Raw genomic sequence first — 26940 nt, forward strand, 5'->3', positions numbered from 1 at the left:
GTTATAAACCTCGCGCCATGATTAAATCGCCCCTTACTTGAACGAGTTTTAATCCACAAAGGTTAATAGACCCAAATCTAAATCCACGCATAAAAAAAGCGCTTTAAGCGCTTTTTTTGTTAAATCAATTTATTCGCCATAACTGGCTTCAAAAAAGCTCTCTAGAATTATCACCGCAGACATATTATCTACGTTGCCTTTACCTAAGTTTTTATAACCACCACGTTCAAACAACCGTGCTTTAGCATCAGCGGTAGTTAAGCGCTCATCTTGAGTATGAACCGCTATACCGTAATGATTATGCAAACGGTTGGCGAACTTTTTGGCTTTAAAGGTAACCTCTTGAGAAGTGCCATCCATATTAAGCGGTAAGCCAACCACCATTAAGTCAGGTTGCCACTCTTTTACCTGTACAGCAATGTCATCCCAATTAGGGATGCCATCTTGAGCTTTCACCGCCTTTAGGCTGGTGGCGCTGCCTGTCAATTCTTGACCAATTGCAATACCAATGCTCTTAGTACCAAAATCAAATCCCATTACGGTGCGCTCACCTTGCGGTTTTACTGTTTTTTTAGTCATGTTTGTCTTTTATGTTATTAGGGTCTGTTAACCTTTCAAGGTTGAATTTGCAGCAGTCTGTTTGGTATTTAGGCAAGGCAGAGCCTTTGTGGTGTGGTTATTCCCCATAAATAGGCGATAACGCAGCATCAATGCCAAACAGGCGCTGCCCGAAGGGTTCTGCCTAGGGGCGATTTACTCTTTGTTGCTCGGTTTTTACTTAGCCCACTAGGTTACAAACTTCGCGCCGCGATTAAACCGCCCCTAGTTTGAACAAATTTTAATCTGCAAAGGTCAACAGACCCTAAGCATGTCCAGCTTCGGGGCTTAATTGGCTAACATCAAAACCAAGCATAGAGACTGCCATTTCCCAGCGCTTTTCCACTGGGGTATCAAAAATTATTTTGGGGTCGGCTTTTATAATCAGCCAGCTATTATCAAGTAGCTCTTGTTCTAACTGGCCTTGCTCCCAACCTGAGTAACCTAAGGTAATTATAAATTGCTCGGGTGCTTGAGCGGTAGTTAATGTGGCTAATACATCTTTTGAGGTAGTGATCATAATATCACTGCTCAATTTTTGGCTTGCCGAGTACCCAGGTTTTGGTGAATGTAGCACAAAGCCACGATCCGTTTTTACCGGCCCGCCAGCATACACTGTCACTTGCGCGGCATGTTGCGACTTATCGTTATCAATATCAATTTTGTCGAGTAGCTCACCTACGGTAACATCAATCGGCTGATTGATAACAAGTCCCATAGCGCCTTCTTCATTGTGTTCACAAATATAAGTGACCGCACGTTTAAAAAAAGGGTCTTGCATTGATGGCATTGCAATTAAAAAGTGATTTTCTAATGACTGCATAATTTTTACCCCTTTAGTTATTGAATCTTGAGTATGGCATAGTCCCATGTTTTAACACTAAAAATTTATTCAACTTTAAGCGATGACTATAGAAGCGTCAGCGCTTAAAGTTTGCTATGGCTTTAGCTAAGTTTTCTCTCTATGGCATCAAATAAAATACCGGTAATAGAAATGTCGTAAGCGGCCTCAATTTCTTTAACACAGGTTGGTGCTGTTACGTTAATTTCAGTTAACTTATCGCCAATGATATCTAAGCCAACAAATATTAAGCCTTTTTCTTTCAATGTAGGGGCAACTGCTTGAGCAATTTTAAGATCTGACTCACTAATTGGGCGTGCTTCACCACGTCCGCCGGCGGCTAAGTTACCGCGCGTTTCGCCGTTTTGTGGAATACGCGCTAAGCAATAAGGAATAACTTCACCATCAACAACCAATACGCGCTTGTCACCTTGAGTGATCTCTTCAATGTAATTTTGCGCCATCGCAAAGCGACTGCCATGCTCAGTTAAGGTTTCGCATATTACGCCAATATTGGCATCATCTGCTTTTACTCTAAAAATAGAAGTACCGCCCATACCATCCAGTGGTTTTAAAATAATATCCTTGTGCTGGGCTAAAAATTCACGGATTTGCTTTTGGCTGCGGGTAACTAATGTATCAGGTGTGTGCTCACTAAACCAAGCTGTAAATAGTTTTTCATTGGCGTCACGCAAGCTCTGTGGCTTATTAATAACTAAAGTACCCGCTTGCTCAGCACGTTCTAAAATATAGGTTGCGTAAATATATTCAGTATCAAAAGGCGGATCTTTACGCATTAAAATAACGTCTAAATCAGCCAGCGCAATGGTGGTTTTTTCTTCAAGTTGGTACCATTTTTCTGCGTTATCAAAAACCTGCGCTTTGGCTGCAGTGGCGTAGGCATTGCCTTGACGCAGCGATAAATCATCCATTTCCATGTAGTAAATTTCGTAGCCACGGGTTTGCGCTTGCATCATCATTGCAAAACCGGTGTCTTTTTTAATATTAAATCCACTAATAGGATCTGAAATAATACCTAACTTAATTGCCATGCGCTGTGCCTTAATTTATGTGTTTTTTACAACTGTAATCTTGATATGTGGGTGCTTTTTGTTATTTCAATTAGCTAAATCGCCAAATTGTAATTGCAGTGCGCTTAAAACGGTTAACGCTGCTGTTTCTGTGCGAAGTACCCGCGGGCCTAAGCGAATATCTACAAATTCTTGTTGCTTTGTTTGTGCTATTTCATCGTCAGTAAATCCGCCTTCCGGCCCTACTAAAAAGCGCACGCCGTCATCGGGAATGGTAATAGTTTTAATACTGTGTTCGGCGCGAGGATGCAAAGTTAATTTAATGGCAGCTGTTTGCTGTTCAAGCCAGGTTTTTAAATCAACAGGTGAGTGTACTTTTGGCACAAAGTTGCGCCCAGATTGCTCTGATGCGGCAATGGCTATTTTTTGCCATTGCTGGTGTTTTTTTTCTAAGCGGTCGCCACTTAGTTTTACGCCGCAGCGCTGGCTAAAAATAGGAGTGATTTCAGTGACCCCTAATTCAACAGACTTTTGAATGGTAAAATCCATTTTGTCACCACGGGATACGCACTGGCCTAAATGAATTTTTAATGGTGATTCAACGTCATGAGGATTAAATTCAAGTGGCATAACAACCACGCTCTTTTTACTCACCTCAATAATTTCACTGAGGAATTCTCCGCCTTCACCATTAAAAATAGAAACCTGTTCGCCCACTTTCATGCGCAACACTCGACCTATGTGCCCTGCAGCATCATCGTCAAGGTTTAAAGGAGTATTAAGGGCAATTGGTGATGATTGATAAATATGAGGCACTCGCATGGCAAATCACTTTTTTACATAGAAGTTATATCCCTCTATGGTAAGTAAGCAAAGGCTTGGGTGCAATTATTTATTTTTCATATTCAGGGACTGCAAGCTCTGTTAGTTCTTGTGCGGTTTGGGCTATATCGGTATCACAGGACAAATGATTTGAATGGCACTCTTCATTTATGGGGTTAATGTCATAGCCATGATTGGTTTGACTAATAATATAGCGTTTTTCATGTAATGAATTATAAATAAAGCGCTGTGTATCATCAGCGAGCAAATAATCTGTTTGATTGAATAATACGCCTTGAACATTATGGTGTTCGTGAAGGTAGCTGGCCAGTTCTGAAATACTGATTTCGTTCTCAATATCGCAATAGCAATAATCTTTAACGAGTTCATCAAACATCATTTTAACCAGCTTTTGCGTGTTCGCACCGGCTATAATGATGTCTTTTTTAGCAGCATCATTAGTATTTATGTAATACTTTACAAATGCTCGACTGAACTCGTTATCTATATCAATTAATAGATAACTTCCTGTTTTAATTGCCATATACCTAAAATCCCTGTTAATTTACCAAACAATTAAATAGGGACGTTAAGCAACGGCTAAATTTAATGAGTTTGGTACTAAATTGAAAACATACTTATTAATAAATAACCAATAGCACAAAATACAGCAAATTCAATACAGGCAATGCCAATATTATCCTGATGATCGACTTCAAGTGCGGTATCTATATTTGGCATTGAAATAATTTTTATAATATACGTTAAACAGTATAGTAACAGCCACATCACACCGCAATGCATTACCAAAGTAAATAAGTTCTCTACCATTTTACCGTTTTGAAACGCCGCACTCGATAAACCAGCATACGCAGCAAGAGCTAAGCCTATTGATTTACCCGCATAGCGAATACCAATGGAGGTGTTTTCTAAACCAAAGTTACTTTGCAATGAGGCCCCTTGGTTGGCTTTAGCAAAGCGGTTTTCGCGTATTTTACTGTCTAGGGCAAACATGCCTTGTAAAACAAAAAAGCTTACCGAGGCTATTAATAAATTACTAAAGCCTTGAGTGTGTGTCCACGTATATAAACCCAATACTAAAATGCAGTTGGCAATCAGCATGCCTGAATCAACCAGCGCCGCACAAACGTTTTGTTTTAATATAGCTGCTTCTTCATTAAAGCGGCGTAATATCCACTTACGGTGGATTAAATGTCCCATTTTTATAAACGAAAATAACAGCACAATTAACAAAATGACTTTCAGTGGATTTGATTGAGCGGTGCTAACACTAATTTCATCGAACAAAAATGCCATTGTGGCGATCACCACTGATATTTCAGAAGCAAAACTAATTCCCATTGCAAAGTTATCATGTTGCGCTAATTCTTCTTTAAGTGCTTGTTTTGCTTTTATTTGAGTCACAATTCTTAAACTGATGATAATAATACAAATAACCACAAAACTAATAGCAATCGCAACTAAACTAGTGTTAGATAATGATAAATATGACATGGTGTTCCTAAATAGATTTACCTTGGTAGGTTTTTAACCATTCTAGTATGGTTATTGGTGAGATAAAAGAGGGTATTGATGAGTAACGACACGCAGCTTCCGATTGAATTACAAAAACTGGGTGAAACGCGTTTTGCAGCGCTGTATCCCGAACAACAAATCCAGCAGCAAATCGTGCGTTTATTAGCGTTAAGTGATTTTGCTTGGCGCAGTTTAAGTTCTCAACCTTCGCTATTATCTTGGTTGCTGTGCGAAGTTGAAATTAACAATAGAGAAATTTCAGATCCCTTTGCAACGCTTAATATAAATGAAGTCGAAGAGCAGCAGTGTCATCAATTACTGCGCCAATATCGCGAAAAGTACTGGCTAAAAGTCGCTTTTTTAGACTTATGTTGTGAAAACTCAATTGCGGATAGTATTAAATACATTAGTGAACTTGCCAATAAACTAATAGACAGTGCTAATCAATGGGCCTACAAAAATGTTGCTAAAACTAATGGTGAACCATTAGATGAAGACAAAAATTCTTTACCATTAATGGTACTAGGCATGGGGAAGTTAGGTGGGCAAGAACTCAATTATTCATCTGATATCGACCTTATTTTTGCATACCCCCGCAACGTTAAAACCCAAGGCGGTCGTCGCTCGCTCGAAGCATCTGTTTTTTATACTAAAGTGGCCCAAAAGCTAATTACAGCCCTGAACCAATGTACTGTGGATGGCCAAGTATTTCGGGTTGATATGCGCCTGCGTCCATTTGGTGAAAGTGGTCCGTTGGTGATGAGCTTTAATGCCATTGAAGATTACTACCAAGAGCAAGGGCGTGATTGGGAGCGCTATGCGATGTTAAAAGGGCGTTTAATTGGCACGCCTAATCGTTATTGGCAGGAGTTTAATACCTTGCTGAGACCTTTTGTTTATCGCCGCTATATTGATTTTTCGGTGATTGAATCGCTTAGAAAAATGAAACTCATGATTGCCCAAGAAGTGCGTCGTAAGCGCTTAACAAATAATATTAAATTAGGTGGTGGCGGCATTCGCGAAGTTGAATTTATTGTTCAAGCATTGCAAATGGTCAGGGGCGGCAGAGAAGCAAATTTACAAACACAATCTCTATTAACTGCATTAGAGCAGCTAACTTTTAGCCAAGTGATTGATGAGCATGAAGCCAGAGGGCTTAAAAATAACTATCTTTATTTACGTAGGGTAGAGCAATACCTACAGATTTTTGATGATCAGCAAACACAAACTCTGCCTGATGATGAGCTAAATCAGCAACGGCTGAATGTATTGTTGAAGCAAGGTAATTTTGACTCAGCTATTGAAAAAATAGAACAGGTCATGGCGCAAATTCATAATGAGTTTATTCAGGTAATTGGTGAAGAAACTGAACCACTTGATACTTGTGAAGGCGCGTTTATAAGTACTTGGGATCATGGTGATGTTAGCTTTTTGAATGAACCAAGAGAAGAGTGGCAAACACCATTACATGACTTCAAACAGCGCCTATCTAAAGCCAAAGTGGGCAACCGTGGACGCGATATTCTTGATAAATTAATGCCTGCATTACTAAAACAATTAAACGACTTTAATGCTACTGCCAGTGCGTTTACAACGGTATGTCAAATACTAAATAAAATTATTTCGCGCACCGCTTATTTAGAGCTGTTGTATGAAAACCCTGGAACGTTAAAGCAGTTAGTTTTGCTCTGTTGCCATAGCAAGTGGATTGGAGAGCATATTTCATTGTATCCCATTCTACTCGATGAACTTATCGACCCTGCAGTGCTATACAAACCGACCCTATTAACAGCGTATAAAGATGAAATAAGACAGTATTTTTTACGTATTGAACATGACGATCTTGAACAACAAATGGAGGCATTACGTCAGTTTAAACAAACTCATCAGTTACGGATTGCTGCCGCAGATGCCACTGGCGTTATTGATGTGATGAAAGTAAGCGATCACTTAACTGCACTTGCAGAAGCAATAGTTGATCAGGCTGTTAATATTGCTTGGTATCATTGTGTTAAACGTTTTGGCATGCCACCCAATACCGATGATGAGCATAAAGGCTTTGCCGTTATTGCGTATGGAAAAACTGGCGGTTTTGAGGTGGGTTATGACTCTGATCTCGATTTAGTGTTCGTGCATAACCATGACGGTACCAGCTACACCAGCGGCGACAAAGCAATTGACTCAAGACAGTTTTATTTAAAACTAGCGCAACGATTAATGCATTTATTTAATACCCGTACTGCCTCAGGTATTTTATATGAATTAGATACTCGACTTCGCCCAGAGGGGGCATCAGGGTTATTAGCGATTAACTTAGAGAGTTTTAATCATTATCAACAAACCCAAGCATGGACGTGGGAGCATCAAGCTTTAGTGAGAGCGAGACTGATTTTAGGCCAAACTGAATTAGTAACGCGTTTTGCACAAATTCGCGCCGAGATATTGTGTCAAAAACGTGATGTTGAACTGCTAAAGACCGACGTAATTAAAATGCGCGAAAAAATGCGTGGTCATTTAGCTAAAGGTAACGAACAGCAGTTTGATTTAAAACAAGACGTGGGGGCGATGACCGATATTGAGTTTATTACCCAATATTTAGTATTAAAGTACGCTCATGAGTTTAACCACTTATGCGACAATTCTGACAATGTCAGAATTTTAACGGACGCGGCTAAAATTGGTTGCATTACAGACACACAGAAACAGCAACTTATTAAAGCTTATATAGATTATCGCTCACGCTATCATGTGTTGAGCTTAGATCAGCAGGGTCGTTGTGTAAAACGTGAAGATTTTAGTAAAGATATCAATAATGTAACTGCTGTTTGGAAAGCTATTTTTGAGTTGGACTGATTTATAAGCGCTCAATGACTATTGAGCGCTTATAAAGCCAAGGGTCTGTTGATCTTTGCGGATTGATATTTGTTCAAACTAGGGGCAATTTAGTCGCGGCGCGAGGTTTGTAACCTAGTGGGCTAAGTAAGAACCGAGCAAAGCTTCCGCGTCCTGCTCACGCCCCTTACCTACATCCATGTAGGCAACAAAGAGTTAATTGCCCCTAGGCAGAACCCTTCGGGCAGCGCCTGTTTGGCATTTATTCCACGTTATCGCCTATTTATGGGGAATACCACATTATACCCAAATTGCCTCAATATGCAGAATTCAGCTTTTCACAGGGACTTAATATCAAGGCGTTCCCTTTGCAATAATGGTCGTCCCTTTTAAAAAGGAACAACAAAGGGAGTAAGTTTCTGTGAAACGCCCTGCGGGTTGGTTTAAAAGCTATTTATACTGCGTTATTGATTTTAACAAGGGAATAACCATTATTTTCAATCAATGCCTTGTCAAAATAGCTTTTAATTCCAACTGAAACTCGCAGATTAAGGCAACTTGGGTATAGATAGGCTCTGCCTTGCCTAAATACCAAACAGACTGCTGCAAATTCAACCTTGAAAGGTCAACAGACCCTAGTTAATTACTTAGCTTTAAACAGTGTGTACGTACAAATTCAGACGGTAGCTCGGTAATTACCGCTGCACGTTGTTTAGGGCAAAAGAATGCATATACTTCATTTGAAAAGTCATCATTAATAGAGCGGCTAACGCGGTATAAAGCGGAATTAAAACTGCTATCGATTCGAAAGTGATCTTTAACAACGTAATCCTTATCTAAGTACCATAATAATGTAACCCCTTCGTTATTAGCATATTGGGTAAGAACGGTACGTAAGGTTGAATCAGGTTGAAAGCGACGCGGGCCTACTTCTCCACTCCAATTTAAAGGCATGGGTTCTACTACAAAAGAGCGTTGGTTTAGCGCTCTGTCGAGACTAAGATCGGGTTTTTCGAGTTCAATTACAAATTTGTCATTGTCTTTATCGGTAGTAATCCTATCTCTAATTGATGCATAAAACCGCGATAATCCCTCAGCCGCAGCATTAGTGGTTTGTTGATAATTGAGCGACGATGTACCATTTAGTAAAAAGTAAATGGCTGCACCAATTAACAATAAAGCTAAAAGTATATATCTAATCCAAAACCACATGGCTGTTACTCGTCTTTGTTATTTTAATAACCCATCTTTAATAAAAAGATGGAGCGTCTTTATCTGGGCGTGTTTTAAAACGTCTATGCAACCACATATATTGTTCAGGGGCGGCATTTATTGATTGCTCCATGCGCTGATTAACACGTGTTACATCGGCTTTATCATCGCCGCTTGGGAAATTTTCAAGCTCAGGTACGATTTCTAAGTGATACTTTCCGTTGTTATCCCTGTAAGTAATTAAGCTCATTGTTTCGCAGTTTTTACTACCTGCAAACATTAGTGTACCAGTGGTTGTTGCTGTATCGGGTACTGCGTAAAAAGGCACAAACTCACAGCGGTTACGGCCATAATCCTGATCGGGTAAGTAATAACACAGCTTTTTATTTTTTAATGATTTTAATAATCCTTTTACGTCTTTTTTCCCAACCATGTATTCATTAGAGCGAAGACGTCCATTGGTGGTAAAGTATTCCATAAGCGGATTGTTATGCGGGCGGTAAAAGCCAATACCTTGGCACTTCAAACCCATTACACGACTTGTCATTTCAAGATGAAGTATATGTGGAACAAGTAATAAAACACCTTTTCCTGATTGTTGTACGCGCTCAAAGTGCTCAAGCCCTTTTATTGACCCGAGTACTTTTTTGACCCGCCATTGTGGCCACCACCAAGCCATACCGGTTTCAACCATGGCAATACCGGTATTTTCCATATTTTTAAGTACCAGTTGTTGTTGCTCGGCTTCGCTCATTGTGGGGAAACAGCGTTTAATATTAACCTCAGCAATATGCCTTCTACGCTTCATATATTTATGAACCAAGCGTCCTAGCTGCTTACCCATAGCTAATTGTAGTTTTTGCGGTAACCAAGAAATGAGATATAAAAACAAAACGCCAATCCAGGTTAGCCAGTAACGAGGACCTAAAAAAGAGGTTTTAAAAGGGGATGAGTTAACCACAAAAATTTCTCTAAAAATAAAAGGCTAGGGTCTGTTGACCTTTGCGGATTAATATTTGTTCAAACTAGGGGCAATTTAATCGCGGCGCGAGGTTTGTAACCTAGGGCTAAGTAAAAACCGAGCAACAAAGAGTTAATTGCCCCTAGGCAGAACCCTTCGGGCAGCGCCTGTTTGGCATTAATGCGGCGTTATCGCCTATTAATGGGGAATAACCACACCACATAGGCTCTGCCTTGCCTTAATACCAAACAGGCTGCTGCAAATTTAACCTTGAAAGGTCAACAGACCCTAGTTTAACGCTATGTGTTAAAAAATACAAAAAGCCAGCAAAAAGCTGGCTTTAGTGATTATTTATAATGAAGTCGTCTGCTTAGTTAACAGTATTTAAACCTTGGTTTATACCCACTAAATCTTCACGGCTTAATGTTCCTGTCGCTTGTTTTAAGCGAAGCGTTGATACAACATAACGATAACGCACATCAGCAAGATTACGCTTTGCATTGTACAAGTTTTGCGTACTGATCAGTACATCAACGATTGTACGTGTACCTACTTCAAAACCCGCTTCAGTGGCTTTTAATGCGCTTTCTGCTGAGATAACCGCTTGCTCAAGCGCTTTGAATGTCGCAATGTCAGATACCACTTGATTGTAAGAAGTAATTACAGAGCGAGTTACTGCACGATAATCGGTTTCAAAATCTTGGCTAGCAGCAACGTAAAATGCACGTGCTTGATCTGTTGCAGCAACCGTTGCGCCACCTGAGTAAAGTGGTACGCTAAAGTTTAGTCCAATAGAGCTAGAATCTGAACGAGGTTGATCGTCAAAACTAACGCCATTTGACTCGCTATCTGTCAATGAGTCGCCGTAGCTAGCATTTAACGTTAGTTTTGGATAATGACCTGCTTTTGCGAGTTCAATTTGTTCTTTAGCTATATCAACCGTGATTTTTGATACCTGCAGATTTAAATTTTTGTCTTTAGCTATTTTAACTAAATCAGTTGCAGGCGTACTTGGCTTAACAGTAGAAAACGTTTTGGTGTTTAACATATCAAGCTTTGCGTGATACTTACCAGTGATCTCACGTAGCTGCTCACGGGCTGTTTCTACCGCATTATTAGCAATGATCTCTTGCGCTACTGAGTTATCAAATTGTGCTTGTGCTTCATGTACATCGGTAATAGCTGTTAAACCTACAGCGTAACGCTGTTTAGTTTGTTCAAGTTGGCGCTCAATGGCACGTTTTTCAGCTTGTACAAATTCAAGGTTATCAATAGCGCTAAGTACGTTAAAATAACCCTCAGCAACACGAACAATTAGGTTTTGCTTAGCAAAGTCGTATTGACCGCTTGCTTGAAGTGCTTGTTTGTCGGCTATACCTAATGAATTCCATGCGCCTAAATCAAATAACGTTTGGCTTAAGCTAATACCACGAGAAAACTCGTCGCTTTCAGAATTAATTTTATTAATAGAAGATAAATCTTCAGATTGTCTGAAGGAAGTTGAGTCAGACTTTGTATAACCCATAGTCAAACCAATTTGCGGTAATAATGCGCTCATAGCGCGATCGCTTTGGTATGATTGAGCATCAGCTTGGGCTTTTGCTTTTAAAACGGTAGGATCGTTGGCTGTTGCGATTTCAAAAACTTGAAGTAAATCTTCAGCATTGGCTACGGTTGAGCCCAATGCGCATGATAAACTAACCAGTGCTGCAAGGATGTTCTTTTTCATGTGATGTTCGGTCCTTAGACAATTTTTGTACTACAGGCATGTTAACCTGTTTTACTTAATAACTAAAAAAAAAATTAGTAAAACAACGTTCTCAAGTGTAACAGAATATATACCTAACACGCCTCATTCGCTCAATTTAGCGTTTTAATGGGGCTGGCAATCAAGGCGTTGATGTATCTACGCTTTCAAAAAGGAAATAAAAAACATGGCGAATAAAAGTCGTACTCAATTTACCCATGATGATGTGAGATTAAAACCGGTTGAAAATTTGTATAAGGGGTTTTTTAAAATAAACCTTTATCAATTTCAGCATGCCTTGTTTGCTGGTGGAGAGTCTGAGGTTATTCGTCGAGAAATTTTAGAGCGTGGCGATGCGGTCGCGGTATTACCTTATGATCCAGTGACTGAGCAAGTATTGCTCATAGAACAAATTCGAATTGGCGCAATTAAAAGCAAACATACGCCTTGGCTGTTAGAATGTATAGCGGGTATGACCGATGACAGTGAAGATTACGAAGCGGTTGTTAAAAAAGAAGCGTTTGAAGAAGCAGGGCTTAATTTAACAGAACTTGAGTTTATGCTGTCTTACCTTTCAAGCCCCGGCGGTACTACAGAGCGTTTGTTCTTATATTTAGCTCACGCCGATTTAAGCCAAATGAGTACTGGCATTTATGGGTTAGAAACAGAAGGTGAAGATATTAAAACCCATATTATGCACGTAGACGAAGCACAGCAGCGACTTAATAGTGGTGAAATAGATAATGCCGCTACCGTAATTAGCTTGCAATGGTTAGCGCTAAATCGCGCTAAGATACGTAAAAAGTGGGCATAGTTTTTAATTTTTAATAGTAATGGCGGTATTTTGACAGCAATTTTAACCACTAATCGGTACATTCAAAGCCTTCCAAAGTATTTAACGCTTTGTGAGCACAATTACGTACGCCTTTTAAAATTACTGCCTCATGATCGAGTGATTGGCAATGTAAGAGAAATTAAATTAGGCCACAGTGAATTTGCAATTCACATAGATGATAGTGCCAAATACACACTCGATGTGTCTATTAAACAGTTAAATGGCATGCTCGTTGGCATTGCTCCGTTGTATTTAACGGTACGTTTGTACAATGATGCGAAGGTGGCTGAAATTGTTCATCATGACTACCACCAACGAATAAAGCCTTCATATGGTTACCCTAACCCAAAAATGCATCAAAAAGATGAAAAGTATCAGTTAAATGCTTTTTTATATGATTGGTTAGTAGCGTGTGTTGAAAAAGGTCAATCAACACTTAATTGGGATGTAAATAATGGCTTGGTTTGATGACACTTATTATTTTGAACAAACTACGCTTCGAATTGCACATCTAACTGATTGCCACCTTTTTAGTAATAAAGATGCTGAATACTTTGGCGTTAATACAGCAGAACATTTTGTTAAAGCATTAGCTGATATAGCAAAGCAGCAGCCGGATGCGTTGATATTTGGTGGAGACCTAACACAAGATCACAGCTTTAATTCGTATTTATTATTTGCAGAACTTATTCATAATAGTGACGTTGATTGCCCTGTATTTTGGGTGCCTGGTAACCATGATGAGATTGAACAGCTTAATTTAATTAGTGGTGGACAAATACAACACGCTAAACACATAGTGGCACAAGGAATTGAGCTAATATTAATTAACTCTAAAGGTGATACACCAGCAGGGTGGGTTAGCGCCACACATTTGGATGAAATTATGGCGTGCTTAGTTAATTCAAGCAATCGCCACATTGCATTTTGTCATCACAACCCATTGCCTATTAATGGTTACCTAGATAAACATATGCTAGAAAATGGGCCGCAACTATTAAATTTATTAGTTAATAATGGCCGCGTTGATGCGCTGTTTCATGGGCATGTCCATAATGACTATCAACAGCAGTTTAGAGGGCTTAATGTGTACGCCACTCCTGCAAGTTGCGTGCAATTTAGTAAACACAGTGAGACTTGGCAGCAAGAAAATAAAGGGTCAGCTTATCGCATGCTGTATTTAAATGCTGAGCAACAACAGCTGCACATACACTCGGACGTGTTATGGTTAAACGGGTAATTTATATTCACGGTTTTAATAGCTCTGAAAAATCATATAAAGCTGTGCGCTTTGGTGAGCTTATGGCACACTATGATGTTGATTATTGTGTGCCGCGCTTAAATCATGAGCCTGTAGAGGCTATTATAGCGCTTGAACAACTATTAACACCGAATACCGTATTATTGGGCAGCTCGCTTGGTGGTTTTTTTGCCACGTATTTATCGCAGCGTTATCAAATTCCTGCGGTGGTAATTAATCCTGCCGTTGCCCCATATACATTATTAGAGCCTATACTTGGGCCTAATTATAATCCGTATCAAGATTATAATTACCAATTACAATCTCGTCATATAGATGCGTTAAAAGCATTAACGGTGACAGAGTTAAAACACCCTGAGCTGTTGTATTTATTACAGCAAACAGGGGATGAAGTGTTAAATTTTCAGCACGCAATAAAGTATTACTCACAATGTAAACAGTTAATTGAATTTGGCGGCGATCATAGCTTTAATGGCTTTGAGAGAGCTTTTTCAAGCATTGTCGATTTTCTTAAAATCAGATATTAGCGTATATAAAGATAAAAACTATGACTCAACAAAATTATAACGCCGAAGCCATTGAAGTACTTAATGGATTAGAGCCGGTAAAACGCCGCCCAGGCATGTATACAGATACCACAAGGCCAAACCATTTAGGCCAAGAGGTTATTGATAACAGTGTTGATGAGGCAATGGCTGGGCACGCAACACGTATTGATGTCATTTTACATGAAGATAATTCGCTTGAGGTGAGTGACGATGGCCGAGGTATGCCAATTGACATTCACCCAGAAGAAGGTATTCCAGGAGTTGAGTTAATATTTACTAAGCTGCATGCCGGCGGTAAGTTTTCAAACAAAAACTATCAATTCTCTGGTGGCTTGCATGGCGTAGGTATCTCGGTTGTTAATGCGCTATCTACCCGCGTGGAAGTAACGGTTCGCCGTGATGCGCAGCAATTTAGAATGGCTTTTGAGCATGGCGATAAAGTTGAAGATTTAAATGTTATTGGCTCAGTGGGTAAACGCAACACTGGTACTACGGTACGTTTTTGGCCAGATACCAGCTATTTTGACTCTGCTAATTTTTCTTTGACTAAGCTTAATCACTTATTAAAAGCTAAAGCGGTTTTATGTCCAGGCTTGCGTATTAAGTTTGTAAATAAACAAACGAAAGAAACCCAAGAGTGGTTTTATGAAACAGGCTTAAAAGATTACTTAATTGAAGCCGTTAAAGGTTACGAAATACTACCTAAAGACCCATTTGTGGGTGAGTTTTCAAGTTCTATTGAAGGCGCTGATTGGGCGGTAGTATGGATGCCTGAAGGTGGTGAGTCGATAGCCGAAAGTTATGTAAACTTAATTCCTACCGCGCAAGGGGGCACCCATGTAAATGGTCTGCGCCAAGGGCTTTTAGAGGCGATGCGTGAATTTTGTGAGTTTAGAAATTTATTACCACGTGGCGTAAAGCTCACCCCAGATGATATTTGGGAACGTTGTAGTTATGTGTTGTCGGTTAAAATGCAAGACCCACAATTTGCAGGGCAAACCAAAGAAAAACTCTCATCACGTTCATGTGCTGCGTTTGTATCGGGTGTAGTAAAAGATGCCTTTAGCTTATGGCTAAATGAGCACACTGACACCGCAGAGCTACTTTCTGAACTATGTATTTCAAATGCACAGCGTCGCTTACGTGCGGCTAAAAAAGTAGTACGTAAGCGAGTTACATCAGGCCCAGCATTACCAGGCAAACTGACCGATTGTAGTGCTGCTGATAATGACCGCACGGAATTATTTTTAGTAGAGGGTGACTCAGCAGGCGGTTCAGCTAAACAAGCGCGAGATCGTGAGTTCCAAGCAATTATGCCGCTAAGAGGTAAAATTTTAAATACTTGGGAAGTTGAATCAGGGCAAATTTTGGCCTCTCAAGAGGTGCACGATATTTCAGTCGCGCTAGGTATTGACCCTGACTCAACCGATATGTCGGGACTACGTTACAATAAAATATGTATATTAGCGGATGCTGACTCCGATGGACTGCATATTGCCACCTTACTGTGTGCCTTATTTGTACGCCATTTCCCACAATTAGTTAAAACTGGCCATGTGTATGTTGCTATGCCACCGTTATTTAGAATTGATATTGGTAAAGATGTTTACTACGCGCTGGATGAAGATGAAAAAACCGGTATTTTAGCGCGCATAGAAGCAGAAAAAAAACGTGGCAAAGTAAACGTACAACGCTTTAAAGGTTTGGGTGAAATGAACCCGCTACAATTGCGTGAAACAACTATGGACCCTAATACTCGTCGTTTAGTGCAACTCACTCTTGATGAGGAGCAGCAAACAATGGAAATGATGGATATGCTACTCGCTAAAAAGCGCTCATCAGATCGCCGTCAATGGCTAGAGGATCATGGTAATAAGGCACAAGTTTAATAAGCCTTTGGGCTTTAAAACAGGAGAGGCAAATGAATAAATTATTTAGCACACTGTTGTTACTGGGCTTAATATCATCGCCAGTGATGGCGAAAAATATACTCGACAAGCTGACCGCTGCACCAGGTTTTGAAATCAGCTTATTTGCTGATGATGTTGAAAATGCACGGCAAATTGCAGTATCAAGCCGAGGTATTGTGTATGCAGGGTCTCGTAAAGCGGGCAATGTGTATGCACTGATTGACCATAACAGCGATGGCGTGGCAGATAAAAAAATAGTGATTGCAGAGGGATTAAATATGCCCTCGGGTTTAGCAATTAAAGGCGGTGACTTATATGTTGGTGAAGTGCACCGGATTATCCGTTTTAAAAATATCGATAAACACCTCAAAAATCCTGAGTATGAAGTGTTTTATAGCGATTTACCGTCAGAGCGTCACCATGGTTGGAAGTTTTTGCGCTTTGCACCAAACGGCCAGCTGATAATTCCCGTGGGCGTACCGTGTAATATTTGTGAGGAAGATGCTCGCTTTGGCCGTATTTTTTCGTTAAATACCGATACCAAAGAAATAACGACTTTAGCCAAAGGTGTACGTAATACGGTGGGTTTTGACTTTCATCCTAGTACGCAAATGCTATGGTTTAGCGATAACGGCCGCGACATGATGGGGGATGATATTCCACCTGATGAGCTAAACCGCATTACTAAGGAAGAAGAGCACTTTGGTTTTCCATACGTGCATGGTGGCGTTATTGTTGATCCTGAGTTTGGTGAAGGCAAAAATATTGCTGATTACACTCAACCTGCATTGGCATTGGGGGCGCATGTTGCGCCATTGGGTATTCATTTTTATACCGGCAAACAGTTCCCAAATAGCTACAAACAACAGTTATTTGTTGCTGAGCATGGTTCATGGAATCGCTCTGAAAAGGTTGGTTATAAAGTGGCTGTGGCAACCATAGAAAATGCCAAAGTAACTAAATATACGCCACTGATCACCGGCTTTATGCAAGACGAAACGACATTTGGACGCCCTGTTGCATTTGCACAATTAAATGATGGCAGTCTATTGGTAAGCGATGATTACGCTAACGTAATTTACCGCGTAAGCTATAAGAAAAACTAGGTAAGCTTTAATGAGTGATACAGATACCTTGCTAATGCAAGGAATTGAACAGCAAACAATGGGGCGTTTTACCGAAGACGCCTATTTAAATTATTCAATGTACGTGATCATGGATCGTGCCTTACCGCACGTTGGTGACGGCTTAAAACCCGTTCAGCGCCGTATTATTTATGCGATGAGTGAACTGGGGTTATCGGCAAGTGCTAAATACAAAAAATCAGCCCGTACCGTGGGTGATGTATTAGGTAAATACCATCCTCATGGTGATAGTGCCTGTTATGAAGCCATGGTACTTATGGCGCAGCCGTTTTCTTATCGCTACCCGTTAGTTGATGGTCAGGGTAACTGGGGTGCAGCTGACGATCCTAAGTCGTTTGCGGCAATGCGTTATACTGAAGCGCGTTTATCTAAATTCTCTGAAGTATTACTTAAAGAGTTAGGCCAAGGGACCGTTGATTGGACGCCAAACTTCGACGGCACCATGGATGAGCCTTTAGTATTGCCATCGCGCTTACCGCATATATTACTTAATGGTGTCACCGGTATTGCGGTAGGTATGGCAACCGATATACCGCCGCATAATGTGCGTGAAGTAGCCAGTGCCTGTTGTTTATTACTTGATAAACCAAAAACAGAGCTCGAAGAGTTACTGGATTTAGTACATGCGCCAGATTACCCAACTGATGCTGAAATAATTACGCCAAAAGCTGATATTCACAAAATTTATAAAACTGGCCGTGGCTCAATTAAAATGCGCGCTGTGTATTGTGAAGAGCAAGGCGATATAGTTATTACTGCGTTACCGCATCAATGTTCGGGTGCAAAAGTACTTGAGCAAATTGCAGCGCAAATGAATGCTAAAAAGTTGCCAATGGTAGCCGATTTACGTGATGAATCTGATCATGAAAATCCGACCCGCATTGTGATTGTGCCGCGTTCAAACCGAATTAAAGCTGAGCCATTAATGGCACACTTATTTGCCACCACCGATCTTGAAAAAAATTACCGCGTAAATTTAAATATGCTCGGCTTAGATGGCCGTCCACAGGTTAAAGATTTACGGAGTATTTTAACAGAGTGGTTAACCTTTAGACGCGAAACGGTACGTCGTCGCTTGCAATATCGACTTGATAAAGTGCTGGCACGATTACATATTTTAGAAGGTTTACTAGCTGCCTTTTTAAATATTGATGAAGTTATAGAAATCATCCGCTCTGAAGATAAGCCCAAACCAATATTGATGGAGCGCTTTGATTTAACAGATATTCAAGCAGAAGCCATTTTAGAATTAAAACTTCGCCATTTGGCAAAACTTGAAGAGTTTAAAATTCGTGGTGAGCAAGATGAATTGGCGAAAGAGCGTGACAAATTAGAGCAAACACTGGGCTCAGACCGTCGCATGTCGACCTTATTGAAAAAAGAAATTCAAGAAGCTGCAGAAATGTATGGTGATGATCGCCGCTCGCCTGTGATTGAGCGTGTAGAAGCTAAAGCACTAAGCGAAAAAGATTTAATACCATCAGAGTCAGTAACCGTGGTGTTATCAGATAAAGGCTGGGCACGGGTTGGTAAGGGTCATGACTTAGATGTGGAAGGATTAAATTACCGCGCTGGTGATGGCTATAGAGCATCAGCGAGAGGTAAAAGTAATCAACCAGCGGTATTTTTAGATTCAGCAGGGCGTGCATTTGCTACTGATGCTCATAGTCTTCCTTCAGCGCGAAGCCAAGGCGAGCCAATGACAGGGCGCTTTAACTTAACCTCGGGCGCCAGCTTTGAGCATGTAGTTATGGGTGAAGACGCTCAAGTGTTGTTAATGGCCTCCGACGCTGGTTATGGCTTTATTACTGACTTTAAAGATTTAGTGAGTAAAAACAAAAACGGTAAAGCGTTAGTGAGTGTGCCAAAAGGTGGTGTGTTACTTTCGCCAATTCGCGTTAACGACGTGGCTACTGACTACTGTATGGCGATTTCTAACGAAGGGCGGATGTTGTTATTCCCACTGCGAGACCTCCCTAAGCTAGGTAAGGGTAAGGGCAATAAAATTATTTCTATTCCGGGTGCGAAAGTGCAAGCCCGCGAAGAGTTTGTAAAAGTATTAGCTGTTGTACCACAAGGCAGTAGTGTTACGCTGCATGCAGGTAAACGTAAGCTGACCCTTAAACCAAGCGACCTTGAGCACTATCATGGTGAGCGAGGGCGCAGGGGGAATAAGTTACCTCGTGGCTTACAGCGCGTTGATGAAGCTGTGGTAGAGTTAACACCGCAGCAAGTAGATGAACCAAGCTCAGACGCAGAGCCAAGTTAATCCTAAGATCAAATTAGAAAACGGCTTACCTAGGTAAGCCGTTTTTTTATGACTGTTTTATTTCAGCGCACGCTTGTGCGCTATTTTCTCGTCTACGCAACAAAATAACGTTATAATAGAGCAATACATGATTGTGGTTATATTGGAGAGGCGCATTTGCTAGCTGTTATACGTATTTTAATAATGCTGTTGTTTATATTGTTAAGTTGTTTTTTTGGTTTGTTATTATCAATATTTAGACCATTTCATCCTAATAATGTGCACGTTATTGCAAGTTGGTTTGGTTCAATGGCTAAAATGCTTGGGGTTAAATTAGAACTAAAATATCATCCCGATGCGCTTAAGGTGGGGCCTGCTGTGTATGTAGCGAATCACCAAAATAGCTATGATTTATTTACTGTTCCAGCCATGGTGCCAAAAAATTGTGTGAGTGTTGGCAAAAAAAGTCTGAAGTGGATCCCATTTTTTGGTCAGCTTTATTGGTTGTCGGGTAATATTTTAATCGACAGAGCAAATCGCTCTAAAGCGGCAGGCACTATTTCTAAAGCAGCGGCTAAAATAAAACAAAAAGGCTTATCGGTGTGGATGTTCCCTGAGGGGACGCGTAGTTATGGTCGTGGTTTACTCCCTTTTAAAACCGGTGCGTTTCATACAGCAATGAGTGCAGAGGTACCTGTTGTGCCAGTATGTATGAACACAACCGATAAAACCATTAAACTAAATCGCTGGGATAATGGTACAATTTACATTGAAATGTTAGCCCCCATAGCACTTGATAACAGTATCAGTGCCCGTGAGCACGCTAAAAGTGTGCACAGCATTATGGCTGCTAAAATAACAGAATTAGATGCTCAAGTGAGAGAGAAATAATGGAAAACTGGCGTGAAATAAGTGAAGACATCGTAACTTCATTACTTGAAGATGGTTCCGATCCGGAAATTCTTTATGAAGTAGAACACCACTTTGTATGTGAAGATTTTACTAAGTTAGAACAAGCTGCACTTGCTGCGTTTAAACTAGGTTACGATGTAGAAGAGCCAGCAGAACTTGAGCTTGAAGACGGCGAAAAGATTTGGAGTTTTGACATTGTTGTTGAAGCCGAATTAGATGTTGACGTTATAATGGAAGACGTTGATAAGCTTGCACAACTTGCTGTTGAATGCGACGTAGAATACGACGGTTGGGGCACTTACTTTCAAGAGTAAGGGTTACCAATGCAAAAGGCGAACAATTATGTTCGCCTTTTTTGTGCTGTTAGATCTGCGTTGTAATTACAGCCACTTTTTATTTTTAAAGTAAATACCAATCCCACCAGTCAAAACAACCAAAAACACCACAAATGCAGTAAATGCATAGGGGCTGTCTGTGCCAGGAATACCGCCAACATTGACCCCCAATAACCCAGTCAAAAATCCCAGTGGTAAAAATAAAGCAGCCACCACCGACATCACATACATACGCTGATTTAATTGCTCAGACACTTGGTTAGTAATGGTTTGCTGAATAACGAGTGCACGCTCTATTGAGCTATCGAGCTCTTCTAAATAGCGAATAAGTAAATTGGTGGTTTCATTTAGCTTGGCTTTATCATCGTCAAACAGCCACGAGTAATGATTATTAACCATGTTGCTGAGCGCTTCCTTTTGTGGTTTTAAGTACCGTTTTAGCGCGATTGTTTGACGGCGAAGTTGCGACAAGCCCTGGTTATCAAACTTTTTACTAGGCTCATCAATTTCTTCTTCAAACTCATCTAAGCTTTCATCTAGTTCATCTATTACCGTTTGCATACGTGAAGTTAACTTTTGCGCTAAGCTACACACTAGTTCAGAAATACTGCTAGGCCCCTCATTATTATTCAACGAGGTTAAAATATCTTGCACTGACAATAATCGGCGCTTACGGGTAGTGATCACCACATCTTTATTAATAAATAAGCGAATAGACACCATGTCTTCAGGGCTTTGCGCTGGATTTAAATTGATTCCACGTAAAAACAGCATATGGCCATTCATTGTAGGAGTAATACGAGGGCGTGTTTCATCTGCGGTAAGTGATTCAAGTTCGTAGTCGTTTAATTGGCCGCAGTTTTTTAACCAATCAACGGCTTCTTTTTGACTGTAATCCATATGTACCCACAGTTTTCCATCAGTAGGTTGCCATTGATGTAATTGTTTACTGTTTTCTATTGGGCGAGCGCCGCCTTGTTCATCAAGAATAAGCGCATGAAGTAAGCCGTTAATCATAATAATTTCTCATAAATAGTATATTTTTAATACAGTTTTACTGTAGTGTATTTAACTTAGCTTTACTTTGAAGAGTTAAGCAACAAAAAGTTATTTTTTAGCCTATGGTTAAGTGTACACATTAGAGGGCATTGTTAACCGAGTAAACTTAAAAGATCAATCAAATCGACTTATCGAGTGGATGAATTTATTTTGCTGGTGTTTTATTAGCGGTAGCGTATAAAACACTTTTTTACTAAGGGCGCATTTATGACGACAAAAATAACAGTTGGTTGGCGTGAGTGGTTAAGTTTACCCGAGCTAGGTATCGAGCAAATTAAAGCAAAAATAGATACTGGTGCGCGTACTTCCTGTATTCATGCAATTAATATTGAAGAGTACGAAGTAGATGGCGAAAAGTGGGTTAAATTTACAGCCCAACCATTGCAAGAAGACGAGCAAACGCAAATTACCTGCAATGCCAAAGTTAAAAAAATGAAGTACGTTACCAGCTCTAGTGGCCAAAAAGAATTGCGTTACTTTATTGAAACTACATTGCATGCAGGCGAATTTAGTTGGCCAATAGAAATTACATTAACAAGTCGTGCGTCAATGAAGTTTAGAATGTTGTTAGGGCGCACAGCAATGGAAAATCGTATAGTCGTTGATCCGGCTTTATCACACTTATTATAAGGATTCGTTGAGTAGTAAATACACTTACATGTGCTTACTCAACATAATTTAGTTAAGGTTTTAACTATGAAAATTGGTATTTTATCTCGTAACAAAAAATTATATTCAACGCGTCGTTTAATTGAAGCTGCTGAGGCGCGCGGACATGAAGTGAAAGTTATTGATGCGTTACGCTCTTATATGAACATAAACTCAGAGCAACCTGAAATTCATTATCGTGGTGAAAATCTAAAAGATTTCGATGCTATCGTGCCACGTATTGGTGCATCGGTTACATTTTATGGTTGTGCTGTATTACGCCAATTTGAAATGATGGGAGTGTTCCCTGTTAATGAATCTGTGGCTATTTCTCGCTCTCGCGATAAATTACGTTCTTTGCAATTACTATCACGTAAAGGTGTAGGTATGCCGGTCACAGGCTTTGCCAGCAAGCCGGATGACGTAAAAGATTTATTAGAAATGGTAGGCGGTGCACCGGTTGTTATTAAATTACTGGAAGGTACTCAAGGTATTGGTGTGGTATTGGCTGAAACACGTAAAGCAGCTGAAAGTGTGATTGAAGCATTTATGGGCTTAAAAGCCAATATCATGGTGCAAGAGTATATTAAAGAAGCTGGCGGTGCAGACATTCGTTGTTTTGTACTGGGTGATAAAGTGATTGCAGCAATGAAACGCCAAGCGCAAGAAGGCGAGTTCCGCTCTAATCTTCATCGTGGTGGTAGTGCTACACTGGTGCGTATTACCCCAGAAGAGCGTAAAACAGCGGTTGCAGCGGCAAAAGCAATGGGCTTAAACGTTGCTGGCGTTGACCTACTTCGCTCATCTCGTGGTCCTTTGGTTATGGAAGTAAACTCATCGCCAGGCCTTGAGGGAATTGAAGTGGCAACAGGTAAAGATATCGCGGGTATGGTGATTGATTTCATCGAAAAAACGGCCTCAGTGAAAGGAACAGCAACACGTGGCAAAGGTTAAAATTAACAGTCCTTTTACCTTATTAGGTGAAAGTATTGGCGTGGGTGAGCGAAAATCACTGGCGCTGGAAGCTGCAAAGCTTTATACCCATTCACCGCTTAATATTCCTATTGAAGTGGTCAATGGTGTAATGGAAGGCCCTGTATTGATGGTATGTGCGGCAATACATGGCGATGAGCTAAATGGAGTTGAAGTAGTGCGCCAGCTACTGGCTAAAATCGACCCTAGCCAGCTACGAGGCACATTAATAGCGGTGCCGATTGTGAATGTATTTGGTTTTATTCATAAGTCGCGTTACTTGCCTGACCGTCGTGATATGAACCGAAGCTTTCCAGGTTCTGAACGTGGCTCGTTAGCAGGTCGTATGGCGTATATGTTTTTTAACCAAGTTGCTGTGCACTGTACGCATATTATAGATTTACATACGGGGGCGATTCACCGTACTAACTTACCGCAAATACGTGCTAATTTAGCCGATGAAGCTACAGCGCAAATGGCTAAGGCCTTTGGCACACCAGCTGTAATTAACGCATCACTGCGCAATGGTTCACTACGTAGTGAAGCGGCTAATTTGGGCATACCCGTTATTACCTACGAAGCCGGTGAGGCGCTGCGCTTTGACCCGATTGCGATTGCTGCGGGAGTACAAGGGGTTGATTATGTTATGCGCCATTTAAAAATGATGCGCGGTAAACGACCAAAAAAACTACCTGAGCCGATTATTGCTGGTTCAACAAGTTGGGTACGTGCTGAGGTTGACGGCATAGTAAGAGCGCAAGTATCGTTAGGTGAACGTGTCACAAAGGGGCAAATACTGGCGTATATAAGTAGCCCACTTGGCGACTCTGAGCTTGAATTACTCGCTCCACGTAGCGGTATTATTATTGGTCAGCAAACCATGCCTCTAGTAAATGAAGGCGATGCCGTATTCCACATTGCTTATTTTGCACATGCAAATAGCCTGGTAGAGCAGCAGCTAGAAACGTTTATTGATGAGATAAATGACTTAGATGATGAACTGAAAACGGCTGAGCTGAATAATTAACTTCACTGGTAAAAAATTAAAAAAGCCGCTTAAGCGGCTTTTTTAATTGTTATTTAATTACGTGGTTTTGGGCCAATAATACGTTTAATTTTAGGCGCCTTTGTTGGTTTTGGCTCTGTATTGAGAACTAACACTGGGCGGGTAACAAATAAGTTATTTGGATAAATCACCCTATGCCCATCAACGTGTTCTAGTAATACATTCATCAGCCCCATTTCAATAATGCGTCCTTCAATGGCATTGGCACCATCCACGATTCTAACCCAATAGCCTACACGGCAGTCATTTTGAATAAACATCAATAAAAACGCGGTTAAGTTGCTCAATAGAGACCAAGCAGCAAACAGCGCAACGCCTAACATGGCAAATAAGGAAGAACCTAATACTAATAAACCACGCAGCTCTATTCCCCAAAAAACTAATACTAAACACAACATAACAAAGGCGAGTATTATTTTTAATAGTAACTCTGCTCGGTATTTTCTGTGTAAGTCGATTTTACCTCTAATGGCTTTTTCGAGTAATTTTTTAGTTAGCTTTAACAGTAACGGAAAACTCAACAGCGCAATTACAGTTACGATTAACTTATATTGTGTGCTCACAAGCTCTAAAAGAGAGATTAATTCCAAAACGTATTCTCACAATAATGATAGGCGCAAAGTGTAACGTGTTAGCTTTGTGCGCAGTAGTGATTTAAAAAGAATTTTTAACGCTCAGTAGCCATTGTACCGAGTCAACATCGTTATATTTATTTAGTGGCGCGGCAATATCAAGGTGGATCATAGTACCCGCGTTGGCGCGACTTGGCGCAAGGCGTAAACCGAGTCCAACATTTTTAAGTACAGGTGTGTTTTCAACTTGATACAGGGTATTCGAGTCATTGTTATACCATGCGCGACCTACATCTAGAAAGGCTGCGCCTCCCACTTTAAACAGTTGTAGTAAGTCATACTCCCAATAGTAGCGCTTTTCTAAGCTGACTAAAAAACTCCGATCGCCATGTTGAAACTCAATAGGGTAACCGCGTAAACCTGTTTCGCCCCCGAGAGTGAGCTGCTTATCGTTGGTGAGGTTTTTTGCGTATTGCAGCCTGGCTTTTACATACCAAGACTGATCAATACTGGTATTTAAATAATATTGAATTTGGCTGGTGGTGATTAAGTTTTCAAGCTGTTTTTGTTCTTTATTCCAATAACCTTGAATATCTGCGTGAAACCGCCATAGCGTATTATCACCACTAAAATGTGCTTTGTTAAAGTTAAACGAGTAAATAGCGCGGCTATCGTCGTTACTAATTGATTCATCAGAATAACCCAGCGTAGCTTTTATATTCCAACCTAAATTTAAATCCTCGGTACGGTAAATACTGTCAAAGTTACGCACTTTTATAAAGTTATCTTCAAACCAGTGGCCGCTTACATAAGGATAACTAAGCTGCCTATTTTCAGCTAGCGGCACAGTGGTTTCATCTATGCTTTTAAATGTTTGTTGCTCATCGATATAACCTAGGCTCAAGCGCTGTGTCCAGTTATGGCTAAGGGCTTTAGAGTGACCAAAAAATACCTGATTTAGATCGGTGGTCTGTTCAAACTCACTAAATTTATCGCCCCTAAGATACAGGGCCTCTTCTCGCTGGGTAGAGTAACTCAGGGCACCATAACTATAGGGTGTATCAATGGCGTAAAATGGGTAAGTAAGCTCAACTAAGTGACTTTTACCGTCACTGTTATCGGCATACTCTATACGACCTCTGTAGCGTGTTGATAGGATATTTGGATCATCGTAAACAAATAAATAGCCATTACGATCACTGTCGGTTTTGCGAGCAAACGATAATCGTTTGCCCCAACCAAATAAGTTAGACTCGCGAAAGCCGATACTTGATTTATTTTCGCCACCACTGCGGCTAAAGCTAAGCTCGGGTAGCAAAGTCCACAAATCGCGAGTCACCACGGTTACATCAACATCGCCATCGCAGTTTTCGTTGGCAACAATTTGTGCGTCATATAAATAGTTTTGTTTACGCAGTAGCCGCTCTGATTCAGCCAAGGTTTTTTGATTAAAAGTATCACCCGCTTTAAACAATAAAATGCTTTTAATAACCTCAGGCTCAGTTTGTATATGTGCACGATTAGCAAAGCGAAACAGTGCGTTGTTTTCAGCTTCGAGTTCGGTATTAAAAACATTAAGTTGTTTAAGATTAATTGAGGCAATTTTAGCGTTACTATTTGTTGTAAGCGATGGAGGTTGAGACTCGATTTGTCGACGCAAGTTAATTTCAGAAGTTTTCAATGAATCGTCATTTTGGCAGCTTTGGGCTAGTGGCGTTTCTTGCGCGCAAACGCTGAGCATAAACATACTCAAAATAGAAAGGCTAAAACAACTACGTGCAATCCATTTTCTATTTAGCATTGACCCTCTTTAGCGCTATTTTGCAAAATAAAACACTTACTCTTAGCTT

Annotated in this window: 25 protein-coding genes; 13 read left to right on the forward strand and 12 right to left on the reverse strand. The window is 40.5% G+C overall.

From position 1 onward, the window contains the following. Positions 1–129: 129 nt before the first annotated feature. The 6 genes from ruvX to ACZ5WS_RS06060 form a co-directional block, all read right to left on the reverse strand. A complete protein-coding gene (gene ruvX / locus ACZ5WS_RS06035) occupies positions 130–579 on the reverse strand; it encodes a Holliday junction resolvase RuvX (protein ID WP_013465849.1) in 450 nt (149 codons plus the stop codon). Positions 580–862: 283 nt separating this feature from the next. Then, the gene (locus tag ACZ5WS_RS06040) at positions 863–1420 is read right to left on the reverse strand and encodes a YqgE/AlgH family protein (RefSeq protein WP_010391585.1); all 558 of its coding nucleotides are present in this window, start codon (positions 1418–1420) and stop codon (positions 863–865) included. A gap of 122 nt (positions 1421–1542) precedes the next feature. Beyond that, the gene (gene gshB / locus ACZ5WS_RS06045) at positions 1543–2490 is read right to left on the reverse strand and encodes a glutathione synthase (protein WP_464711146.1); all 948 of its coding nucleotides are present in this window, start codon (positions 2488–2490) and stop codon (positions 1543–1545) included. 66 nt (positions 2491–2556) lie between these two features. Next, entirely contained in the window at positions 2557–3291 is a 735-nt protein-coding gene (rsmE, locus tag ACZ5WS_RS06050) for a 16S rRNA (uracil(1498)-N(3))-methyltransferase (protein WP_138609472.1), read from the reverse strand. A 70-nt stretch (positions 3292–3361) separates the two neighbouring features. After that, positions 3362–3835, reverse strand: coding sequence for a hypothetical protein (locus tag ACZ5WS_RS06055; protein ID WP_138609474.1), 474 nt, complete (start codon positions 3833–3835; stop codon positions 3362–3364). Positions 3836–3912: 77 nt separating this feature from the next. Continuing rightward, entirely contained in the window at positions 3913–4806 is an 894-nt protein-coding gene (locus ACZ5WS_RS06060; RefSeq protein WP_138609475.1) for a DUF350 domain-containing protein, read from the reverse strand. Positions 4807–4884: 78 nt separating this feature from the next. Between ACZ5WS_RS06060 and glnE the strand changes: the two genes are divergently transcribed. Next, positions 4885–7680 (forward strand): bifunctional [glutamate--ammonia ligase]-adenylyl-L-tyrosine phosphorylase/[glutamate--ammonia-ligase] adenylyltransferase, encoded by a 2796-nt coding sequence (gene glnE / locus ACZ5WS_RS06065; RefSeq protein WP_464711148.1) that lies wholly within the window; start codon positions 4885–4887, stop codon positions 7678–7680. A gap of 618 nt (positions 7681–8298) precedes the next feature. Here glnE and ACZ5WS_RS06070 read toward each other — a convergent pair. The 3 genes from ACZ5WS_RS06070 to tolC form a co-directional block, all read right to left on the reverse strand. Beyond that, positions 8299–8871, reverse strand: coding sequence for a toxin co-regulated pilus biosynthesis Q family protein (locus tag ACZ5WS_RS06070; protein ID WP_138609258.1), 573 nt, complete (start codon positions 8869–8871; stop codon positions 8299–8301). 37 nt (positions 8872–8908) lie between these two features. After that, the gene (gene lpxL, locus ACZ5WS_RS06075; RefSeq protein ID WP_464711149.1) at positions 8909–9832 is read right to left on the reverse strand and encodes an LpxL/LpxP family Kdo(2)-lipid IV(A) lauroyl/palmitoleoyl acyltransferase; all 924 of its coding nucleotides are present in this window, start codon (positions 9830–9832) and stop codon (positions 8909–8911) included. Positions 9833–10202: 370 nt separating this feature from the next. Continuing rightward, positions 10203–11561, reverse strand: coding sequence for an outer membrane channel protein TolC (gene tolC, locus ACZ5WS_RS06080; protein ID WP_138608421.1), 1359 nt, complete (start codon positions 11559–11561; stop codon positions 10203–10205). 205 nt (positions 11562–11766) lie between these two features. Between tolC and ACZ5WS_RS06085 the strand changes: the two genes are divergently transcribed. From ACZ5WS_RS06085 to rraB, 9 genes are all read left to right on the forward strand, one after another. Then, complete coding sequence (locus ACZ5WS_RS06085; protein ID WP_464711151.1) at positions 11767–12393, forward strand: NUDIX domain-containing protein; 627 nt, start codon at positions 11767–11769, stop codon at positions 12391–12393. 30 nt (positions 12394–12423) lie between these two features. Continuing rightward, entirely contained in the window at positions 12424–12882 is a 459-nt protein-coding gene (locus ACZ5WS_RS06090) for a DUF1249 domain-containing protein (RefSeq protein ID WP_198523676.1), read from the forward strand. Further along, positions 12869–13654: a metallophosphoesterase gene (locus tag ACZ5WS_RS06095; RefSeq protein WP_464711153.1), complete on the forward strand. Its 786-nt coding sequence runs from the start codon at positions 12869–12871 to the stop codon at positions 13652–13654. Before ACZ5WS_RS06090 ends, ACZ5WS_RS06095 begins: the two co-directional genes overlap by 14 nt. Further along, the gene (locus ACZ5WS_RS06100; RefSeq protein WP_010391565.1) at positions 13639–14202 is read left to right on the forward strand and encodes a YqiA/YcfP family alpha/beta fold hydrolase; all 564 of its coding nucleotides are present in this window, start codon (positions 13639–13641) and stop codon (positions 14200–14202) included. The genes ACZ5WS_RS06095 and ACZ5WS_RS06100 overlap by 16 nt, the downstream gene beginning before the upstream one ends. Positions 14203–14222: 20 nt before the next feature. Continuing rightward, positions 14223–16112 (forward strand): DNA topoisomerase IV subunit B, encoded by a 1890-nt coding sequence (gene parE, locus ACZ5WS_RS06105; RefSeq protein ID WP_024600809.1) that lies wholly within the window; start codon positions 14223–14225, stop codon positions 16110–16112. 32 nt (positions 16113–16144) lie between these two features. Next, a complete protein-coding gene (locus ACZ5WS_RS06110) occupies positions 16145–17239 on the forward strand; it encodes a PQQ-dependent sugar dehydrogenase (protein WP_464711155.1) in 1095 nt (364 codons plus the stop codon). A 10-nt stretch (positions 17240–17249) separates the two neighbouring features. Continuing rightward, a complete protein-coding gene (gene parC / locus ACZ5WS_RS06115; RefSeq protein WP_010391560.1) occupies positions 17250–19547 on the forward strand; it encodes a DNA topoisomerase IV subunit A in 2298 nt (765 codons plus the stop codon). A gap of 156 nt (positions 19548–19703) precedes the next feature. Beyond that, on the forward strand, positions 19704–20417 hold the full coding sequence (locus ACZ5WS_RS06120) for a 1-acylglycerol-3-phosphate O-acyltransferase (RefSeq protein WP_178956564.1): 714 nt from the start codon (positions 19704–19706) through the stop codon (positions 20415–20417). Beyond that, entirely contained in the window at positions 20417–20752 is a 336-nt protein-coding gene (gene rraB, locus ACZ5WS_RS06125; RefSeq protein ID WP_008110603.1) for a ribonuclease E inhibitor RraB, read from the forward strand. The genes ACZ5WS_RS06120 and rraB overlap by 1 nt, the downstream gene beginning before the upstream one ends. Before the next feature lie 66 nt (positions 20753–20818). Here the strand turns inward: rraB and ACZ5WS_RS06130 are convergent, their stop codons facing one another. Beyond that, on the reverse strand, positions 20819–21790 hold the full coding sequence (locus ACZ5WS_RS06130) for a zinc transporter ZntB (RefSeq protein ID WP_138608437.1): 972 nt from the start codon (positions 21788–21790) through the stop codon (positions 20819–20821). Between the two features lie 249 nt (positions 21791–22039). Between ACZ5WS_RS06130 and ACZ5WS_RS06135 the strand changes: the two genes are divergently transcribed. The 3 genes from ACZ5WS_RS06135 (at position 22040) to ACZ5WS_RS06145 (ending at position 24479) form a co-directional block, all read left to right on the forward strand. Continuing rightward, positions 22040–22462, forward strand: coding sequence for an ATP-dependent zinc protease family protein (locus tag ACZ5WS_RS06135; protein WP_010391555.1), 423 nt, complete (start codon positions 22040–22042; stop codon positions 22460–22462). Between the two features lie 66 nt (positions 22463–22528). Continuing rightward, the gene (rimK, locus tag ACZ5WS_RS06140; RefSeq protein ID WP_008467750.1) at positions 22529–23434 is read left to right on the forward strand and encodes a 30S ribosomal protein S6--L-glutamate ligase; all 906 of its coding nucleotides are present in this window, start codon (positions 22529–22531) and stop codon (positions 23432–23434) included. Next, positions 23421–24479, forward strand: a complete 1059-nt coding sequence (locus ACZ5WS_RS06145) for a succinylglutamate desuccinylase/aspartoacylase family protein (RefSeq protein ID WP_138608439.1) — start codon at positions 23421–23423, stop codon at positions 24477–24479. Before rimK ends, ACZ5WS_RS06145 begins: the two co-directional genes overlap by 14 nt. Before the next feature lie 53 nt (positions 24480–24532). Here the strand turns inward: ACZ5WS_RS06145 and ACZ5WS_RS06150 are convergent, their stop codons facing one another. Then, entirely contained in the window at positions 24533–25108 is a 576-nt protein-coding gene (locus ACZ5WS_RS06150; RefSeq protein ID WP_010391553.1) for a mechanosensitive ion channel domain-containing protein, read from the reverse strand. A 64-nt stretch (positions 25109–25172) separates the two neighbouring features. Beyond that, positions 25173–26891, reverse strand: a complete 1719-nt coding sequence (locus ACZ5WS_RS06155) for a POTRA domain-containing protein (protein ID WP_055012534.1) — start codon at positions 26889–26891, stop codon at positions 25173–25175. Positions 26892–26940 lie beyond the last annotated feature (49 nt).

This window comes from Pseudoalteromonas sp. 11L1 (assembly GCF_055397545.1).

Bases quoted from the DNA above. Each gene is read 5' to 3' on its own strand.
- ACZ5WS_RS06135 (WP_010391555.1), top strand. From the start codon at position 22,040: ATGACGACAAAAATAACAGTTGGTTGGCGTGAGTGGTTAAGTTTACCC.
- ACZ5WS_RS06070 (WP_138609258.1), bottom strand. From the start codon at position 8,871: ATGTGGTTTTGGATTAGATATATACTTTTAGCTTTATTGTTAATTGGT.
- rraB (WP_008110603.1), top strand. From the start codon at position 20,417: ATGGAAAACTGGCGTGAAATAAGTGAAGACATCGTAACTTCATTACTT.
- parC (WP_010391560.1), top strand. From the start codon at position 17,250: ATGAGTGATACAGATACCTTGCTAATGCAAGGAATTGAACAGCAAACA.
- tolC (WP_138608421.1), bottom strand. From the start codon at position 11,561: ATGAAAAAGAACATCCTTGCAGCACTGGTTAGTTTATCATGCGCATTG.
- ruvX (WP_013465849.1), bottom strand. From the start codon at position 579: ATGACTAAAAAAACAGTAAAACCGCAAGGTGAGCGCACCGTAATGGGA.
- ACZ5WS_RS06130 (WP_138608437.1), bottom strand. From the start codon at position 21,790: ATGATTAACGGCTTACTTCATGCGCTTATTCTTGATGAACAAGGCGGC.
- ACZ5WS_RS06110 (WP_464711155.1), top strand. From the start codon at position 16,145: ATGAATAAATTATTTAGCACACTGTTGTTACTGGGCTTAATATCATCG.
- ACZ5WS_RS06085 (WP_464711151.1), top strand. From the start codon at position 11,767: ATGGCGAATAAAAGTCGTACTCAATTTACCCATGATGATGTGAGATTA.
- ACZ5WS_RS06060 (WP_138609475.1), bottom strand. From the start codon at position 4,806: ATGTCATATTTATCATTATCTAACACTAGTTTAGTTGCGATTGCTATT.
- ACZ5WS_RS06100 (WP_010391565.1), top strand. From the start codon at position 13,639: ATGGTTAAACGGGTAATTTATATTCACGGTTTTAATAGCTCTGAAAAA.
- parE (WP_024600809.1), top strand. From the start codon at position 14,223: ATGACTCAACAAAATTATAACGCCGAAGCCATTGAAGTACTTAATGGA.
- rimK (WP_008467750.1), top strand. From the start codon at position 22,529: ATGAAAATTGGTATTTTATCTCGTAACAAAAAATTATATTCAACGCGT.
- glnE (WP_464711148.1), top strand. From the start codon at position 4,885: ATGAGTAACGACACGCAGCTTCCGATTGAATTACAAAAACTGGGTGAA.
- rsmE (WP_138609472.1), bottom strand. From the start codon at position 3,291: ATGCGAGTGCCTCATATTTATCAATCATCACCAATTGCCCTTAATACT.
- ACZ5WS_RS06095 (WP_464711153.1), top strand. From the start codon at position 12,869: ATGGCTTGGTTTGATGACACTTATTATTTTGAACAAACTACGCTTCGA.
- ACZ5WS_RS06155 (WP_055012534.1), bottom strand. From the start codon at position 26,891: ATGCTAAATAGAAAATGGATTGCACGTAGTTGTTTTAGCCTTTCTATT.
- gshB (WP_464711146.1), bottom strand. From the start codon at position 2,490: ATGGCAATTAAGTTAGGTATTATTTCAGATCCTATTAGTGGATTTAAT.
- ACZ5WS_RS06040 (WP_010391585.1), bottom strand. From the start codon at position 1,420: ATGCAGTCATTAGAAAATCACTTTTTAATTGCAATGCCATCAATGCAA.
- ACZ5WS_RS06055 (WP_138609474.1), bottom strand. From the start codon at position 3,835: ATGGCAATTAAAACAGGAAGTTATCTATTAATTGATATAGATAACGAG.